The following is a 16,596-nucleotide window of genomic DNA, read 5'->3' on the forward strand; positions in this document are numbered from 1 at the left end:
TTTTCCCTCGGTCTGTATAGTGATATTTTTTCAACATAATTACCTCCCTTAGCTAAAAATAGAACAATAAATACAATATCATCTGTTTTATTGTCGTTGATGTTGTTTACGGTAACCAGATAAAGAATGCCCCGTTTCTCTTTTGAAATATCGGCATAAATAAGAGGGCTCATCAAAATGAAGCTTTATTGATATCTCATTTACTGAAAGCGAAGTGTGCATTAATAATGCTTTTATTTCAAGAATAACTTGACGATTAATCAACGTCTTAGGTGAATCATTAAAAAATTGTTTTGTTATTTGTGATAAATAAAACGGCGTAATATTAAGACAATTTGCATAAAAAGCAACTTCTCTATGCTTTAAAGAATGTTTTCCAATTAACTCCCAAAATTGCCAACAAAGCTTTTCTTTACGACTAAATTCTTTTTTAGCGATAGAGAAATACGTTGGTATTGATTCTGTGATCGCAAAGAAGAGATTTTGCAGGTGGTTTTTTAACATCAATTTTCTATGTTCAGAATAGTGACTATCTATATATTTTAGTTGTTCTACCCATCTATTTAAGGCTTCTTTTTGTTCTTTTTTGGGAGAGCAAATGGGATTTTCATGGAGAAAGGCAAATAAAGTATTAGAAAGAGAATAAGCAATTTCTGAAGCAAAAGATTTATCGAGAAAGCAATAAAATAAGCGAAAATTTGCTGATTTTTGGCTTAAAACGGTCATCATATCATCACCCAAAATAAGAATATCATTCGCTTTAATCATCTGCTTCTGAAAACCAATATTAATGATAGCCCTTCCTTCTAGGCATACCATGACCACAATGTAAGATAAGGGTAATGGATAATTAATTTCATTTGCCATACTGCTTTCACCCATAATGGCGTGTTGCGATGAGGTATTCAGTTGTGACAGTACTTGACTTAACATAAATCTATCGATCTCTTTTTATTCTAATTTAATTAGTTTTTATATTTGATGATATTTAACTTAATAACAAGTATTTTCTTTTATTTTGTTTTCAAAAGTATCGATTTTACCTCTTTTATGCCATTCGGATTTTTATTTCTTTTCTTTAGAATGCACATATCTTAAAAACACAAGATAAATTGCAACATATTGATAAAAAGAAAATTAATTGAAATGAAAACATTAAAAACAGAAAGACTCATACTACGGCCATGGAAACTTGCTGATGCCCCAAGCCTGTATGAATACGCGAAAGATGAACGAGTTGGCCCTATTGCTGGTTGGCCTATTCATAAAAGTATTGAAGAAAGTACTGAAATAATTCGTACTATATTTATGCGAGATGAAGTTTATGCTGTCACATTAATTGATGATGATCGCGCTATCGGCTTAGTGGGTTTATCTTTTGCTAAAGAGAGTAATTTCCCGATAGGCGATAATGATGCTGAAGTCTCTTATTGGATTGGAGTTCCATTCTGGGGAAAAGGCTTAATTCCTGAAGCGGTGAGAGAAATTAGCCGTCATAGTTTTGAAACTTTGGAATTAGATAATTTATGGTGTGGATACTTCGCTGATAATAAGAAGTCACAAAAAGCACAAGAAAAGTGTGGGTTTAAATTTCATCACATTATTGAAGAACAATACGTAGAATTTTTAGATGAAGTGAAAGTTGAAAATATTTGCCGCTTAACTAAAGATGCATGGATTGAAATCCAAAAACAGTTGTAACGAAAATAAAAAAAACCAGGTAACCGATTGTTATCTGGTGTTTTTCTAAAATAGGTAAGCTAATCGCTTAATTAAGCGTTTTCTAATGCTTGAGATAAATCGGCAATTAAATCTTGAGGATTTTCAATACCAATAGATAAACGAATTGTAGTGTCTTGAATACCAATATTATGACGTAATGCTATCGGTACGCCAGAATGAGTTGTTGAGCCAGGATGACAGGCTAAAGACTCTGTACCTCCCAGACTAACTGCAAGTTTAAAAATTTTCATAGCATTAAGAAAACGGAAAGCTTCACTCTCCCCCCCCATAATATCAAATGAGAATGTTGAACCCGCACCCGTACATTGTTTTGCAAATACTTGACCTTCAATCGAGTTTTTATCCGCAAATGGCAAATAGTGAATAGCTTTTACTTTTTTATGATCACGCAAAAACGCTGCAACTAATAATGCATTCTGGTTCGCTTTTTCCATTCTAATTTGTAGTGTTTCTAAAGAGCGCCCAAGCATCCAGCAAGAATGAGGGTCAAGTTGTGTTCCTATTGCGCCTCGTAGTAATCGAATTTGATTAATCAGTTCACGAGAGCCCATTGCAGCGCCAGCAACTAAGTCCGAATGACCACCAACATATTTAGTCAAAGAATAAACAGAAATATCCGCACCTTGTTCAATTGGGTGTTGATAAACTGGGCCAAGTAATGTGTTATCACAAACAATAATGGGACGATAGCCCTGCTTTTTTTCTAGTTTATCAGCAACAATTTTTAATGCGCTAATATCGACTAATGAATTAGTTGGATTTGCAGGTGTTTCTGCAAAAATAACGGCAACCCGCCCTTTTTGGTTAGCGTTATTGGCTTGTGCTTGGATCAATGAAAGGTTTAAGCCGTCAGTAAATGGAGTGGCTTGAATACCAAATTTAGCAAGTGTCTTTGCAATTAATGTCTCTGTTCCACCATAGAGAGGTTGAGAGTGTAAAATGACATCACCAGGCTGAGTTAAGGCCATTAATGTCGTCGTGATTGCTGACATACCTGAAGAGAATAATACACAAGATTGTGTATTTTCATAGACAGCAAGCCTATCTTCAACAATTTCACTATTGGGCTGATTAAAACGAGAATAAACCAAACCGGCTTTTTCACCTTCAGGTAAAGGTTTTCTCCCGCTCACTGTATCAAAGAAAGCTTTGCCTTCTTCTGCACTTTTAAAAATGAAGGTCGATGTTAAGAATACAGGTGGTTTTACTGAACCTTCAGAAAGTAATGGATCATATCCATAACTCATCATAAGTGTTTCAGGCGATAGTTTGTGTTCACCGATATATTGTTTTTTTAGTTGAGAGTCAGCCATTTTTTTATTTCTTCTGTGTAATGGAGGATGAGTTATCATACTGAAAAAAATTCATGTTGTTAGAATGTTTTATAAAGTATGGAAACTAGCAGTTATATAAAAATAGCGAAATTAGGAATAAAAATAAGGATTAATAATGAAATATTAAGAATTGAGTGATATTTAGACAAGAAAATACGCTAAATAAGAGTGGATCATTCTAGTGAAAAGAGTAATTCATGTGGAAAAGTAAGGAAAACTTAAAGATAAAAAAATTCTTTTATCTTTAAGTTAAGACGTTACCATGCTCTGACTGCATCACCTTTATACATTTCTTTAAACTTCAACTCGATTTGCCGTGAGTGAAGCACTGAAATCAACTTCTTTATATTTTCATCATCTTTGTTATCTTCGCGGGTTACGATAACATTGGCATAAGGTGAGTTTTTGTTTTCTAGAATTAATCCGTCACGAGTTGCAATTAACCCAATTTGAGACGAAAAATTATTATTAATAACCGCCATTGTAATTGCTGGATCATTTAGTGCTTCAGTGAGCTGTGGTGGATCGACTTCAATAAACTTAATTTCTTTAGGGTTATAGATAATGTCATCTAATGTTGGAGTGAAACCAACGTTCTCATTAAGAGTAATAAGATGGTTTTCTGCTAGTAATAGAAGTGCTCGACCTCTCATACTGGCTTCATTTGAGATAGCAACAAGAGATCCTAATTGTAATTCATTTATATCACTAATTTTTTTAGAGTATGCAGCTAAAGGAAAAATATAGGTTTTACCCGCGATATGAAATTTATAGTTATTTTCTTTCATTTGTGTTTGAAGATAAGGAATGGATTGAAAAACATTCGCATCAACTTCTTTATTATTTAATGCCTTATTAGGAAGTACATAATCATTAAAAGTGACAACTTCAACGTCTAACCCTTCTGTTAATTTAGCTAAACGAATAACGTCATCCCAAATCACTTGATCAGGTCCTGTATTAATTGCCACCTTTATCTTATGTGCATCTTCTTGTGAACAAGATACAGTAAATAGTGATATTGAGGCTAGAAGTAAACCCGTAATAATTTCCTTCATATCTCCCTCTTAAACAGTCCCAGATAAGATCAGTACTATTAATATCATTTTGATTAAGAAATATCCTAATAATAGATTAATAACAAGGAAAAAGAAATGATACAAGTACTCAATGAATATAAAGAAAGGAATATTCTTTTTATTCTTACAATTCGTTGTTTTATAAAATAAAAAAATAACACATCAAAATATGATGTGTTTGTTAATAAACTGTAGATTTACTCATTGATAATTTTATTTATACAAGCATCAGAATATGAGTCTTCAACACTAAGATAAGATAATTCAGTGACACAATAAGTATTAAACTGCCATTTGAACTGAATTTCATCCTCTTGTTTCTTTTCTGATATTTCATAACTAGAAAAACGAATCGGAGTTGGCCGTTGTAAATCGTTTCCTACTTTTTCAGCACTTAACAATACAACCCTGCCTTTTTTTTCAATGAATTCAAAATCAGAAATAGTGATATCAGTACCTTTAATCTTATTGTTGTAAAGACTTAACGCATTAGAATATATGGATGGGACAATATACACTTTTTGATCGCTACCTTTGATATAAACGGTCGTCATATCAAAAGATGATGGATCATTTAATGAGCGTCGAGACTTAACCACGACATCAGGAATACCATCGCCATTAAAATCGATAAGATTTACTCCATATTCGAGTTTAATTTCAGATGATATTGAAGTGAAAGGTAATGATGCAAAAAGTAATCCTAGCCCAAGTTTTAATATCTTATTCATTGTATTCGCTTCTTTTTTTTTGCTTATTACTTGAGCATCAGACTACTTTGTAGCAATGATTAGTCAAGGAATTTTGTGTTTCAAAATAATACAGAATTTACAATTATATCATTCAGAAAATATTTCCATGCTAATGAATTTACTTATTTGACTATTATAAAATGAATTGTTTTTTATTATTTTAAGGCTTAATTTTTTATTTAATATAAAGCAATGTAATTTTTAAGATCATTAATTCTTTCTTTTGTTTTATCTTTTAGGCAACTGCTATATACCATTGGCGCTAAACTTCCTCCTTGGTAATAGTCAGCTTCATACTGACAAGAAAGATCTCTAAAATTAACCCATATTAACTGCGCTTGCTTTAATTGCTCTTTTCTAGCGCTATCTAACTTGGCGTAATATTGCTGGTAAATGTGGTTAAGTTCTTCATCTTTCTGCTGAAAATCTTGATATACACATTGATTTATTTCAGTTTGCGTTGCTGCATTTCGACAATCAAAGTTATCTGCTTGTAAATGTATAGACCAAAAGAGTATACCGCCAGATATTGCACTTAATAGGATAAGTTTTTTCATCGCACCGTCCATTTTTTGATTAAAAACATCGCTAAAAATATTTATTTCACTACTTTAATATTTAATTTAAGGAATGAAGATAAAGTAAAACCTTTATCATTTTAGCAATGTTTCTTATATAACAATTACATGAAGATAACGCAAAATCTCTCTATTTAAGACAATCAAAATAAGATTAAGATATTATTACAAGTAATTATACTGATATTTTTTTTAAAACAAATATTTTTTAAAACATATTTAAAAAAATGATAACTAAACACTCTTTTTTTTAACATTAAATGTTATTTGCAAAATAATGGCTATATTTTATGATTTATTTTCTGTTGTGCTGAGTTGTTTTTATTAAAATATCTAATCAATTTCACCTTAATACAACTCCTCTTATTCGTTTTTATTTAAGTTGCTTTTAATAAAATAGAGATAATTAATTAGACTATTTAGTCTAATTAATGCATGTTATATAAAAAATGTTCAAAAATAGTTCATTTAATATGTTCACTCGCTTCTTACTCAAGGTGGATCTTTTAAGCTATGAAAAAATGTTTTAACTCTATTTGGTTTTATTTAGGGCTTTTTATCCTTACCTTTGCACTGGTTGTAAGCCGTGGGCAATACTCTGATTTTGAACTAAATTCTGACACGTCAGTAATAACCCCCGTAAATTTTGTGTCTAAAATGAATACATTATCAGGTACGTTGCTCTTACCCCGTGACAATAAAGTAAAAGCGGTCGCTATTTTTATTCATGGTGATGGCGCTCAAGATCGATTTTCTAATAGTGGTTATTTACCTTTAATTAATAATTTACTTGATGCAGGTATTGGTGTTTACACATGGGATAAAGCCGGTGTTGGTGAAAGCCAAGGAAATTGGTTACTTCAATCCATGTATGATAGAGCAGATGAAGCACTAATTGCATTTCATCTGATACACGGAAAATTTATAAATACGGATATTAAAGTGGGTTATCTTGGATTTTCCCAGGCAGGCTGGGTTATTCCCATTGCGGCTTCGCAATCTGAACCCGATTTTTCCGTTATTATTGGTGGCGCAATTAATTGGCGTGATCAAGGTGCGTATTATCAGCAAGTCCGCCTAAAAAACAATCATGTTGATGATGCTGAGATTACTCGAAGAGTATTAGAACAATTGCAACAAAACGATCGTGTATTTGGTATTAATGGTAGTCATGATATTTCATTCCAAGGTGAGATGTCTCATGATCGCTTTCAATTTGTTATTAAAAACTATTTGAGTGATTCCTCTAAATTTCTACCGAATATGAATGGTCGAGTATTAGCGATATTGGGTGAGTTAGATCTTAATGTTGATGCAACTAAGAATGCCTGTTTATATAAAACATTATTAGGTGGTCATGTAGATAAAACCGTTGCCTTATTCCCTAATGCATCACACGGTTTATTAAAAGCGCCTATGTACAATTACCAGCTAGAAAGCCAGTGGTCATGGTGGAAAGAAGCACTTTTTATTTATCAAGGTAGAGAGAGTTATTCTTCAGATGCTTTGTCTGCACTTACCGCGTGGATAGCTGAAGGCACACCAATATCACCTGCCTACACAAATTTCGACTGTACAAATAACAATAAGGCTTATCAATAAAAAATAAATCACAATAACTATGGAACATCGTATGCAACATGAGAAAGACAAAGAGCGAAAAAATGGCTGGATACGATAGAGTTTCTGACTGGCAATAGCCTTAAGGCGTGGTAGCAGGTCAAACCTCAGACTCCAGTGTTCAGCCAGTTCATCAATATCCCAGATCCGTTTCATTTTTCAACTTAGCTCCTTTGGTGATTAAGATTTCCAAAGTACATTATGATTTGAGAAGTGTTTTATATTCAGTTATTCTCTTTTTATGCGCCGAAACTGACAAGTTCTTTTCGTCTATAACTGATAGATTATTATCAAACCTGTTAAGGATAGTTTCATTTTTTTTATTAATAACAGTACCAACTCCCTGAGGGTTAGTATTTAAATATTCATTAAGGCGTCTTTTACCCTGAGTGTGTTTGTAAAAGGTTACCGGGAGATACGGGTCCAGTTTATCGTGGGGGACAGGCATTTCACTATCACTTAATGTACCCTTGATATTATCTTCATGTATTTTTAACAGGCTACTCCTCTCTATATAAAGTTTTTTTGCCAGCGCCAGACTGAAAATACCACATTCAGATGAGCTTCGCTGAATATCCATTTCCACCATGGAGAAATGGCAATCAGGTAATTGATAACGCTCGATGGCTATTTTTGTCCTAAATGCCAGCATCGCTGGCCCCATACTGTTAAAGTTTGCTGGTTCAAACAATATCAGAGATGTTTTTCCGTTTATATTTTTGTAATCAATTACACTAAAATGTATTCCACCTTCCCCCATATTAATTATGAATCGGGAAGATTCAACTCCATGTTCTATTGTGTTTTTTATTTCTATAGAAAGGTCCTGTGGCGACTTGACAAAATTAAGATTCATTTCAGGGAATTTATTGTTTGCCTGTATTACCAATGCGGGCATGATTTTTACATCCATGTTTGAATAATCTTTATGGGGCCAAGAGCCATCCGCTATATCAGTTTCCAACTGTACTATGATATTTTGAAGTTCTTCATTACTGATTAAAGAACAACTAGTCTCATTTTTTGATAAACCACTGAGCGCATTTATTTGTGATAATGGTCCAATCATTTACACATCCTTATTCAGAGAATTAACAGCGATATGAATTTTATATTCCGGATAAACGGTGCCTTGCAATAAGACGTCCAATCATTGATGGGTGAACCCGGAACAGACGGGCAGCATCAGCCCCCGTGTTTTCAATCCTCTCCACTGTCAGCAATAAATCTTTCAGAGAGCAGGAAAGACGATCCAGTTTCCATACAATAACCTGATCATCTTTGCGTAGCTGTTGCAAAAGTCATTGTAACTCGGGGCATTCCCATCGTCCGCCCGATGCCCTTTCCTGGAAGATCAGTTCGCACCCGGCTGTCTTTAGTGCTGAGATCTGAGCCTGAGCATCCTGTTCCCGTGTCGAAACTCGAGCATAACCGATGAGCATAATTGCGATTTCCTGTTGCCATTTATTTTTATATTGCAATACATTTTTGCAATGTACAAGACCGCATGGTTACGTTGGGACAGGAGAGATTGCAAAACGTTCGTTATTTTTAACAGTAGCAAGAGCAAGTATTGCCGGATTATTATCTTTATTAATGTTGTTGTTATATAAAGAAAAATTACCAACATTTAAACAATGGGTTTCATTAACAGTCGTTTCATTAGGTGTCGTGGTAGGTTTTCCATTGTTAACCGAGATTGCATTACAAGAGATAACATCCGCACACTCCCTCGTTTTTCTTGCCTTATTACCATTATCTACGGCTATTTTTGCCGTTATACGAGGTGGTGAAAAACCGCGTCCTATTTTTTGGCTTTTTTCTATTATTGGTAGTTTGTTAGTCATGGGATATGCCCTCTCTCAAGGAGGCGTTTCATCTGTCAGCGCTGATTTACTCATGATAGCGTCAGTTATTGTTTGTGGATTAGGTTATGCAGAAGGAGCAACGTTGACGAAATCATTAGGTGGTTGGCAAGTTATCTGTTGGGCATTAATTGTATCGTTACCTCCTATGCTTATTCTTATGCCAGAGGAATTAACGACAATCAATCTCTCTGCCTGGGTAGGTTTAGGTTATGTTTCTCTATTTAGTATGCTGATTGGCTTTATATTTTGGTACAAAGGGTTATCTCAAGGTGGGATTGCAGCAGTAGGACAGCTTCAATTATTACAGCCTTTCTTTGGTTTAGCATTAGCGGCCGTGTTACTCAATGAGTTTGTGAATTTATTGATGTTGCTCGTAACTGTTGGTGTTATTTTTTGCGTTGCTGGTTCACGAAAATATGCTTAATTAATATTAACTAGTTAAAGCTAAAAACACGCTAAATATTTTTATTTAGCGTGTTTTTATTTTAATTAAAGCTCACACTTTGTTTTCAAGGTAGCTGTTTTTTTATGATGATCCAGTGCTAGCTCAATTAATTTAGTAATTAACGACTGATAGCCTAAGCCAGCACTTTGCCATAATTTTGGATACATACTGATATTTGTAAATCCTGGCAATGTGTTTATTTCATTAATCACAACTCGGTTGTCTTGAGTTAAGAATACATCAACACGAGCCATACCTAAGCAATTAAGCACACGATAAGCTTTTAATGCCACTTGGCGAATATGTAAACTAGTGTCTTCATTTATAACAGCAGGAACAACAACTTTAGCGCCATCTTCGTCGATGTATTTGGTGTTATAACCATAAAAAGCATCATTTAACACTATTTCACCACAAGGGCTTACTTCAGGATTTTCGTTACCTAAAACAGCACACTCTATTTCACGACCAACAATAGCACTTTCAACAATCACTTTAAGATCATATTCAAAAGCCATGGCTAATGCCGCGTTAAATTCTTCTTCGTTATTAATTTTGCTAATTCCTACAGAAGAACCTAGGTTTGCTGGTTTAATAAATAAAGGTAATCCTAATTGACGAACCATTTCGTTATAAGGAATATCATTAATTTGGTGTGCCATAATCGTAATAAAAGGTGCAACCGCTAATCCCGCACCATCAAGTAGGCGTTTTGTGACATCTTTATCCATACAAGCGGCTGAACTCATGATATTAGGGCCGACATAAGGCATATCAATCATGTGTAATAGACCTTGCAGTGTACCATCTTCACCATAGGCACCATGGACAATTGGGAAGACAACATCAATTTGTGGTAATGCTTGACCGTCTTCAAGCGAAATAAATTGATTTTTTACACTACCTGGAATAATAGCAACCGCTCTTAAAGGTTTGCTTAATGAGATAGTTTTAGGATTATCGCTATTGAGTAAATAGTCAGCTTCTGAATATTCATGCCACTGTCCTTGCTCATTAATACCTATTAAGCAAAGGTCGAATTTCGTTCGATCTAATTCATTAATAATATTTTTTGCTGATTGTAATGAAACTTGATGTTCTGTGGATTTCCCACCAAAAATAATAGCGACTCTTAATTTACTCATTTTCTAACCTTTTATAGGACAGCTATAGCGAATAGGTAGCAATATATCATGATAAAAACGCCCAATGTAGGTAGATAGTTCTTATCTGCGAAAAATTACGATAAAATGATGAAATTCTATGATTTAGAGTGTTAAAACATCACTATTTCAAGATATAACAGCGCAATAACGATCACAATTCTATTGGTATAAGATAAACACCATGACTGATATAAAACAACCGATTGAAATGGATATTACTGAAGTAGCAAAAGCAACAGGGCTTGCCTCTTCAGCAATACGTTATTATGAGAAAAAAGGATTGATTAATTCGATAGGACGTAAAGGGCTTAAACGCGTTTATCACCGCGATATATTGAGCCGTTTGGCCTTAATTTCTTTAGCGCAACAAGCGCATTTTTCGCTAGATGAAATTGCACAATTAAGCTGCAATCAAAAAATTCCCTCAATAGATAGAACTATTGTTCATCTAAAAATTGAAGAAATTGATAATAAAATAAATGAACTTAAACGTCTTAAAAAAGGATTAGAACATATTCAAACCTGCCCTGAAGAGAACCATTTTCAATGCAATAGATTTCAAAAAATTTTAGCATTAAGTCTAAAAAAGAATAAAAAACGAATTAATAAGAAATAATCGATTACTTTAGGTAAGCGCTAAATCAAATGACGCTATTTTAATAATACCCCCTCCTCTTGACTTGAAGTTAACTTCAAGTTGTAAGATGCGTATCTCTTTAATTTATTTATCGCATCAATGGAGATATCTATGCCTAGATCAGTCTGGTGGTTGGCATTTTCTTTGGCTCTTTTTACAACTGGGAACGCATTAGTGCTTTCTGTCGCTGTCCTCGTGGGAGAGCAACTTGCTAAAGATCCTATTTATTCAACGGTTCCTTTATTAAGCCAATATATTGGAATTATTTCAGCAACGCTTCCAATGGCACACTTTATGATGAAATATTCACGTAAAGCAGGTTTTATTATTGGAAATATAGGCGGATTAATCGGCGCATTATTATCTATTGCAGGTATTTATTATCATAATTTAATGCTGTTTTCCTTTGGTACTTATTTTACTGGAGTTGCTATTGGTACAGCACAACAATATCGATTTGCCGCACTCGAAGAAACACCAGTGAGCATGCATGCAAAAGCTATCGGTTTAGTAATGAGTGGCGGTATTGTTGCCGCAGTTATTGGACCAACATTAGCGGTAACAACGCGGCAATTCTTTGCAGATTATCCGTTTATTGGACCTTTTACTGCATTAAGTATTATTTATATTTTAGCCTTCGGATTACTGTTGAAAATTCCTTTAAAAAAATAATAAAAACCAGAATACAAACAGAAGAAAAACCAAGGAGTTATCCGCTATTATACAGTCAACCTTTGTTATTTTTAGTCACAATTGTTAGTGCATTAGGTTATGGCATTGTGGTGTATATGGTTGGCGCTATTCCACTATCGATGAAACAAAATGGCTTTGAATTTGCCACCATTGCTTTTGTGTTTCAATGCCATATCTTAGGCATGTTTGCTCCCTCTTTTATTACAGGTCAACTTATCCACCGATTCGGGATCAAGATTTTCTTTTTTACTGCCATACTCTTATTGATAATTGCATTAGGTATCAACTTACAAGGCAATAGCTTTTATCATTACCTTATTAGTTTTGTTTTAATTGGTATTTCATGGAATCTAAACTTAATTAGCTCTACTCATTTGCTATCTAAAACGTATTTATCGCATGAGCGTGCAAAAGTCCAAGGTACCAATGACTTTTTAATTTTCTTCTTTGGTGGATTAGGCAGTATCACAGGCGGTCTTGCTTTTTATTTAATAGGTTGGCAGCACACCAACATTATTGGTATTACTGTTGCTGTCATGATTTTATTAGCCGCAATTAAACTACGAAAACATTTACCCTCAACGAGTACGTTATAATTTTATTCACTCATGATTATCTCAAGCCTGCATAAATTGCGGGCTTTCACACTAAATGATACTTTTTATCTTTCTTATGGGATTGCATAGAGGAATTCTATATTGATAGAATTAAATCACCGATTCACTTTTTAAACTTAGAGAAGGAGGCTAATTATGTTTTTGTGTGATCTTATTGAATACTCACACTTCTTTGGTAATCGTCACAGCTCAGGCTTTCACAGTATTTTACTGCGTTAACCTGCCTGAGCGACGTTAACTATGACCTCTCTCAGCTTACAGGGTTATCGCAAGATATTACCCAAGGCGTTTCTACGCCTAAAGAATGAGTAAGCTATGAGCACATTATTATCTACACAAAATCTGTCTTTTCATAATAACAACGGTTTATTACTAAATGATATTTCTTTAGCCTTAATTAAAGGTGAGAAAATTGGTTTAATTGGCCATAACGGCTGTGGAAAAAGTACATTATTAAAACTTTTATCACATCAATTAACACCGAATGAAGGTGTTATTTCCATTGCTAATCAAACCGTAATGGCCTATATAGAGCAGCACCTTCCTCAAGAATTACAGCCAATGACATTAATGGATGCTGTACTTCATAAACTTCCTGAAGAATACAGATTATCTGAAGGCTGGCGCGCAGAGTTACTACTCAATGAAATGGGTTTTAAGTTTGATGAAAAAAATCTACGTGTTTCACAATTAAGTGGTGGCCAACATACGCGTTTATTATTAGCAAGGGCGTTAATTATTGAGCCTGACCTATTGTTACTTGATGAACCCAGTAACCATCTCGACTTACCCACTATTTTATGGTTAGAAACCTTTTTAAAACAGTGGCGTGGTAGCTTTATTTTGGTGTCTCATGATAATACGCTATTAGACAACGTGACGAATTGTACGTGGATCATTCGTGATAAGTCATTATCTATCTTTCGCTTGCCCTGCTCTCAAGCCAGAATAGCGCAAGAAGAGCAAGATATGAGTGCGCAACATCGACGTGATGCACAGCAAAAAGAGATAGATAGGATCACCCAAAGTGCGAAGCAGCTTGCAATTTGGGGGCACGTTTATGATAACGAGAATTTATCTCGCAAAGCTAAACAGATGGAGAAACATATTGTTCGTTTAAAAGATGAACAAACCGAAGTGGCTGAAGAGGCTCCGTGGGTATTACAATTCTCAGGTACAACACTGCGTGCTGATAGGCTTTGTGAATTAAACCAACTTTCCGTTATTCCTGCTGATAATGCCCCTGTTCTATATATTGTCGAAAATCAGCGCATTAAAAGTGGTGATCGAGTGGCAATAATCGGTGCTAATGGAACCGGAAAGTCATCATTATTAAAGATGATTTGGTCATTAAATTCAGTTGAAACAACGACACAAAGTACAATAAGGTTACATCCACGTGTTGAATTGGGTTATTACGACCAAAACATTGCGCAGTTAAAGGATAATGATACCCTCACTGATGCATTAAAACCTTTTGCGCCTTTAACTGATGAACAACGTAAAATGGCACTAATTAGTGCGGGTTTTGCTTACATTCGTCATGGGCAAAAAGTGAGTACGTTAAGTGGTGGTGAACGTGCTCGTTTATTATTTATCGGTCTGAGTTTAGCGAAATACTCATTCTTGATGCTTGATGAACCGACAAATCATATTGATATGGACGGCAAAAAGGCGTTAGCTGAACAAATTAGTCAATTCACTGGTGGCATTTTATTAGTTAGTCATGATCGAGAATTGATTGAAAATAGTTGTAATCGCTTTTGGTATATTCACAATGGTATTTTGACTGAACATCATGATATTGAAACGATTTATCAACTTATTTCTGAAGAGGAAATGCCAGAAATACAGATAACAGATAAGGAAAGTGATATAGAAAATCATGCATCGGTGCTGTCTGTTTCTCACCATGATGATGATGAAAAACTGTTTAAGCTCATTGAATTAGAAGAGAAACTGGATGCTGATTTAGCACGCAAACCCAACCATCAAAAACCTACTTTGCAAGCACAATGGAAACTGGAAATTAGTCAGTTAAAGCAATCGCTTAATATGATGTAAAAGAATAAGATTTTGGTGTAACTCAAAGGATCACATTGTGATCCTTTTTATTGTTCTTATTTTACTAATTCATATTCAATCAGGTATAAAGACTGAGTTGTTGGATAAATATCTTTAATAAGCGCTTTTAATACAGGTAGTGTCATTCCTTCTTGCTGTGCATGATACTCATTAATATCATCATAATGTAAAGGTGATACAGCTAGAATTTTTAATTTTCCATAGTAAGTACGATGTTCGTTAGCATATAACTCAACCACACTACCTGGCTTATAATAGCTTTCACTTTCATCTCGAATAGTAATTACTTTTATTTCTTTAAGAATTGAAGGAATTAAACGCTCAAAAAAAGTAATTTCTGTAGGGTTAAATGACATAGTATTACTCACGAATAAATTGATAACTTGCTGATTATCTTACCATGTCTTACTGGTGTTTTATCTTTTTTTGCTAATTATTGTGTTATTTGATGCTTCGGTCTGAAGCAATTTTGCTTTACGCTCGATCCCCCAACGATAACCTGACAATTCGCCATTTTGACGAATAACACGATGGCAAGGTATCGCCACAGCAAGTTTATTAGCTGCACAGGCATTTGCTACGGCACGATATGCTTTAGGGGAACCTATTTTATTGGCAATTTCTTGATATGTCATGGTACTACCAAAAGGAATATCTAATAATGCCTGCCACACTTTTTGCTGAAAAACAGTACCTTGAATATCAAGAGGCAAAGATAGTGGTTGTTTAGGTAATTCAATAAAACCAACAACTTGAGCTATTATTTGTTCAAACTCTTTATTTGCACCAATTAATTCAGCAAGAGGAAATTGTTTTTGTAAATCTTCTAATAATTGTTCTGCATCATCTCCTAACATAATAGCGCAAATTCCCTTTTCGCTTTGAGCCACTAGAATATTACCTAAAGAACACAGTGCAATCGCAAAAAAGATAGCAATATTCTTACCACCTGTACGCCAATTGGTTGGAGTCATTCCTAATATTGCAGCTGCGTTTTCATAAAAACGGCTATTAGCATTAAAACCTGATTGATAAATTGCATCAGTAATACTGCCATCTTCAATCAGGGCTTTTTTTATTAATTTTTGGCGGTAGGCATTAGCATAATCTTTTGGAGTGATACCCATAATCGATTTAAAGAGACGATGAAAATGATATGGGCTTGCCATAACATGCTCAGCAATACGAGCTAGTGAAACATCACCGTTATTTTGTTCAATAAAACGGCAGGCTTGTTCAATAAGTTGATTACGCTTATTTTCCATTATGACAGTCCTTTAATGCGGGATTACGGTTATTATCAACAGTCATAATAAATAAAAAACTCCGTTTATTGCGCAATAATTTCAGGCTCTTTAGATAATGCCCATAAATAAAGCGATGCTGTAGAGCCATAAGGTGAATATCGTTTACGGTAACGCTCAAAACGTGCTTTATCTAATGTTTTATGACGATAAAGGCGCATAATTCCGCGTTGAATGGCCAAATCTCCCCAACTTAAAATATCTGGCCGATTAAGCGAAGAAATTAATAACATTTCTGCTGTCCAAACTCCAATACCTTTCAGTTGAATTAAAGTATCAATAACCTCTTTATCTGTCATATTAGGAATTTTATTTAAATCTAATTTTTCTGAAATAACAGCATCTGCGATACCGATAATATAACCCGCTTTACGCATAGTCATTCCACATTGCTGTACCTCTTTTTCTGATAATTTTGCAATACGCTCTGGCGTGTAAATGCCCTCACATAAATTCAATAGCCGTTGGTGTACCGTTATGGCGGCAGAAACAGAAATTTGTTGTTCAATAATGTTTTTAACTAATGCGGTAAATAAATCAGGTGTAATAGGACGTTTAATGTCACCCATTCTTTCAATGAGTGCAGCTAAGCGTTTATCACGCTGCTTTAAGGTTTTTATCTCTTTTTCGCCATACTGAAAATACATAGCTATTCTCTATTAAAAATATATTAGA

Annotated in this window: 17 protein-coding genes and 1 pseudogene; 7 read left to right on the forward strand and 11 right to left on the reverse strand. The window is 34.4% G+C overall.

The window, feature by feature from the left end; genetic code table 11:
- Positions 1-87: 87 nt before the first annotated feature.
- Positions 88-933: a helix-turn-helix domain-containing protein gene (locus ABN256_RS01375; RefSeq protein ID WP_197269195.1), complete on the reverse strand. Its 846-nt coding sequence runs from the start codon at positions 931-933 to the stop codon at positions 88-90.
- Positions 934-1,146: 213 nt separating this feature from the next.
- Here ABN256_RS01375 and ABN256_RS01380 point away from each other — a divergent pair, with 213 nt between their 5' ends.
- Entirely contained in the window at positions 1,147-1,701 is a 555-nt protein-coding gene (locus tag ABN256_RS01380) for a GNAT family N-acetyltransferase (protein WP_349438973.1), read from the forward strand.
- Positions 1,702-1,772: 71 nt separating this feature from the next.
- Here the strand turns inward: ABN256_RS01380 and ABN256_RS01385 are convergent, their stop codons facing one another.
- The 4 genes from ABN256_RS01385 to ABN256_RS01400 form a co-directional block, all read right to left on the reverse strand.
- A complete protein-coding gene (locus ABN256_RS01385; RefSeq protein WP_349438974.1) occupies positions 1,773-3,056 on the reverse strand; it encodes a cystathionine gamma-synthase family protein in 1,284 nt (427 codons plus the stop codon).
- 278 nt (positions 3,057-3,334) lie between these two features.
- Positions 3,335-4,135, reverse strand: coding sequence for a MetQ/NlpA family lipoprotein (locus ABN256_RS01390; RefSeq protein WP_196553027.1), 801 nt, complete (start codon positions 4,133-4,135; stop codon positions 3,335-3,337).
- Positions 4,136-4,353: 218 nt separating this feature from the next.
- Entirely contained in the window at positions 4,354-4,887 is a 534-nt protein-coding gene (locus ABN256_RS01395) for a carbapenem self-resistance protein CarG family protein (protein ID WP_072068095.1), read from the reverse strand.
- A gap of 200 nt (positions 4,888-5,087) precedes the next feature.
- Positions 5,088-5,465 carry a lysozyme inhibitor LprI family protein gene (locus ABN256_RS01400; protein ID WP_231619298.1) on the reverse strand — a complete coding sequence of 126 codons (378 nt, stop codon included), beginning with the start codon at positions 5,463-5,465 and terminating at the stop codon, positions 5,088-5,090.
- 534 nt (positions 5,466-5,999) lie between these two features.
- On the opposite strand from ABN256_RS01400, the gene ABN256_RS01405 reads away from it, so the two are divergent.
- Positions 6,000-7,088: an alpha/beta hydrolase family protein gene (locus tag ABN256_RS01405; RefSeq protein WP_196553026.1), complete on the forward strand. Its 1,089-nt coding sequence runs from the start codon at positions 6,000-6,002 to the stop codon at positions 7,086-7,088.
- A 217-nt stretch (positions 7,089-7,305) separates the two neighbouring features.
- Here ABN256_RS01405 and ABN256_RS01410 read toward each other — a convergent pair whose 3' ends face one another.
- A complete protein-coding gene (locus ABN256_RS01410; protein ID WP_196553025.1) occupies positions 7,306-8,175 on the reverse strand; it encodes a YopJ/AvrA family T3SS effector serine/threonine acetyltransferase in 870 nt (289 codons plus the stop codon).
- A gap of 175 nt (positions 8,176-8,350) precedes the next feature.
- Positions 8,351-8,548 (reverse strand): annotated as a pseudogene (locus ABN256_RS01415) (recombinase family protein); the annotation flags it as partial.
- Here ABN256_RS01415 and ABN256_RS01420 point away from each other — a divergent pair.
- Positions 8,541-9,398 (forward strand): DMT family transporter, encoded by an 858-nt coding sequence (locus ABN256_RS01420; RefSeq protein ID WP_196553024.1) that lies wholly within the window; start codon positions 8,541-8,543, stop codon positions 9,396-9,398. The pseudogene ABN256_RS01415 and the gene ABN256_RS01420 overlap by 8 nt on opposite strands.
- 65 nt (positions 9,399-9,463) lie before the next feature.
- On the opposite strand, the gene ddlA is transcribed toward ABN256_RS01420, so the two are convergent.
- Complete coding sequence (gene ddlA / locus ABN256_RS01425) at positions 9,464-10,564, reverse strand: D-alanine--D-alanine ligase (RefSeq protein WP_196553023.1); 1,101 nt, start codon at positions 10,562-10,564, stop codon at positions 9,464-9,466.
- A 202-nt stretch (positions 10,565-10,766) separates the two neighbouring features.
- Between ddlA and ABN256_RS01430 the strand changes: the two genes are divergently transcribed.
- The 4 genes from ABN256_RS01430 (at position 10,767) to ABN256_RS01445 (ending at position 14,596) form a co-directional block, all read left to right on the forward strand.
- Positions 10,767-11,201, forward strand: a complete 435-nt coding sequence (locus ABN256_RS01430; protein WP_072068100.1) for a MerR family transcriptional regulator — start codon at positions 10,767-10,769, stop codon at positions 11,199-11,201.
- Positions 11,202-11,333: 132 nt separating this feature from the next.
- Positions 11,334-11,894: a hypothetical protein gene (locus tag ABN256_RS01435; RefSeq protein WP_349438977.1), complete on the forward strand. Its 561-nt coding sequence runs from the start codon at positions 11,334-11,336 to the stop codon at positions 11,892-11,894.
- A gap of 62 nt (positions 11,895-11,956) precedes the next feature.
- On the forward strand, positions 11,957-12,511 hold the full coding sequence (locus tag ABN256_RS01440; RefSeq protein ID WP_349438979.1) for an MFS transporter: 555 nt from the start codon (positions 11,957-11,959) through the stop codon (positions 12,509-12,511).
- A gap of 336 nt (positions 12,512-12,847) precedes the next feature.
- Entirely contained in the window at positions 12,848-14,596 is a 1,749-nt protein-coding gene (locus tag ABN256_RS01445) for an ABC-F family ATP-binding cassette domain-containing protein (RefSeq protein WP_196553021.1), read from the forward strand.
- A gap of 56 nt (positions 14,597-14,652) precedes the next feature.
- Here ABN256_RS01445 and yqfB read toward each other — a convergent pair whose 3' ends face one another.
- From yqfB to ABN256_RS01460, 3 genes are all read right to left on the reverse strand, one after another.
- Positions 14,653-14,973 (reverse strand): N(4)-acetylcytidine aminohydrolase, encoded by a 321-nt coding sequence (gene yqfB / locus ABN256_RS01450; protein WP_196553020.1) that lies wholly within the window; start codon positions 14,971-14,973, stop codon positions 14,653-14,655.
- A 60-nt stretch (positions 14,974-15,033) separates the two neighbouring features.
- Positions 15,034-15,882, reverse strand: a complete 849-nt coding sequence (gene ada / locus ABN256_RS01455) for a bifunctional DNA-binding transcriptional regulator/O6-methylguanine-DNA methyltransferase Ada (RefSeq protein ID WP_196553019.1) — start codon at positions 15,880-15,882, stop codon at positions 15,034-15,036.
- 65 nt (positions 15,883-15,947) lie between these two features.
- Positions 15,948-16,568: a DNA-3-methyladenine glycosylase family protein gene (locus tag ABN256_RS01460; protein ID WP_196553018.1), complete on the reverse strand. Its 621-nt coding sequence runs from the start codon at positions 16,566-16,568 to the stop codon at positions 15,948-15,950.
- Between the last annotated feature and the right edge of the window lie 28 nt (positions 16,569-16,596).

The sequence above is a fragment of the Proteus sp. fly-1008 genome, assembly GCF_040140305.1.
Lineage (GTDB): Bacteria > Pseudomonadota > Gammaproteobacteria > Enterobacterales > Enterobacteriaceae > Proteus > Proteus vulgaris_B.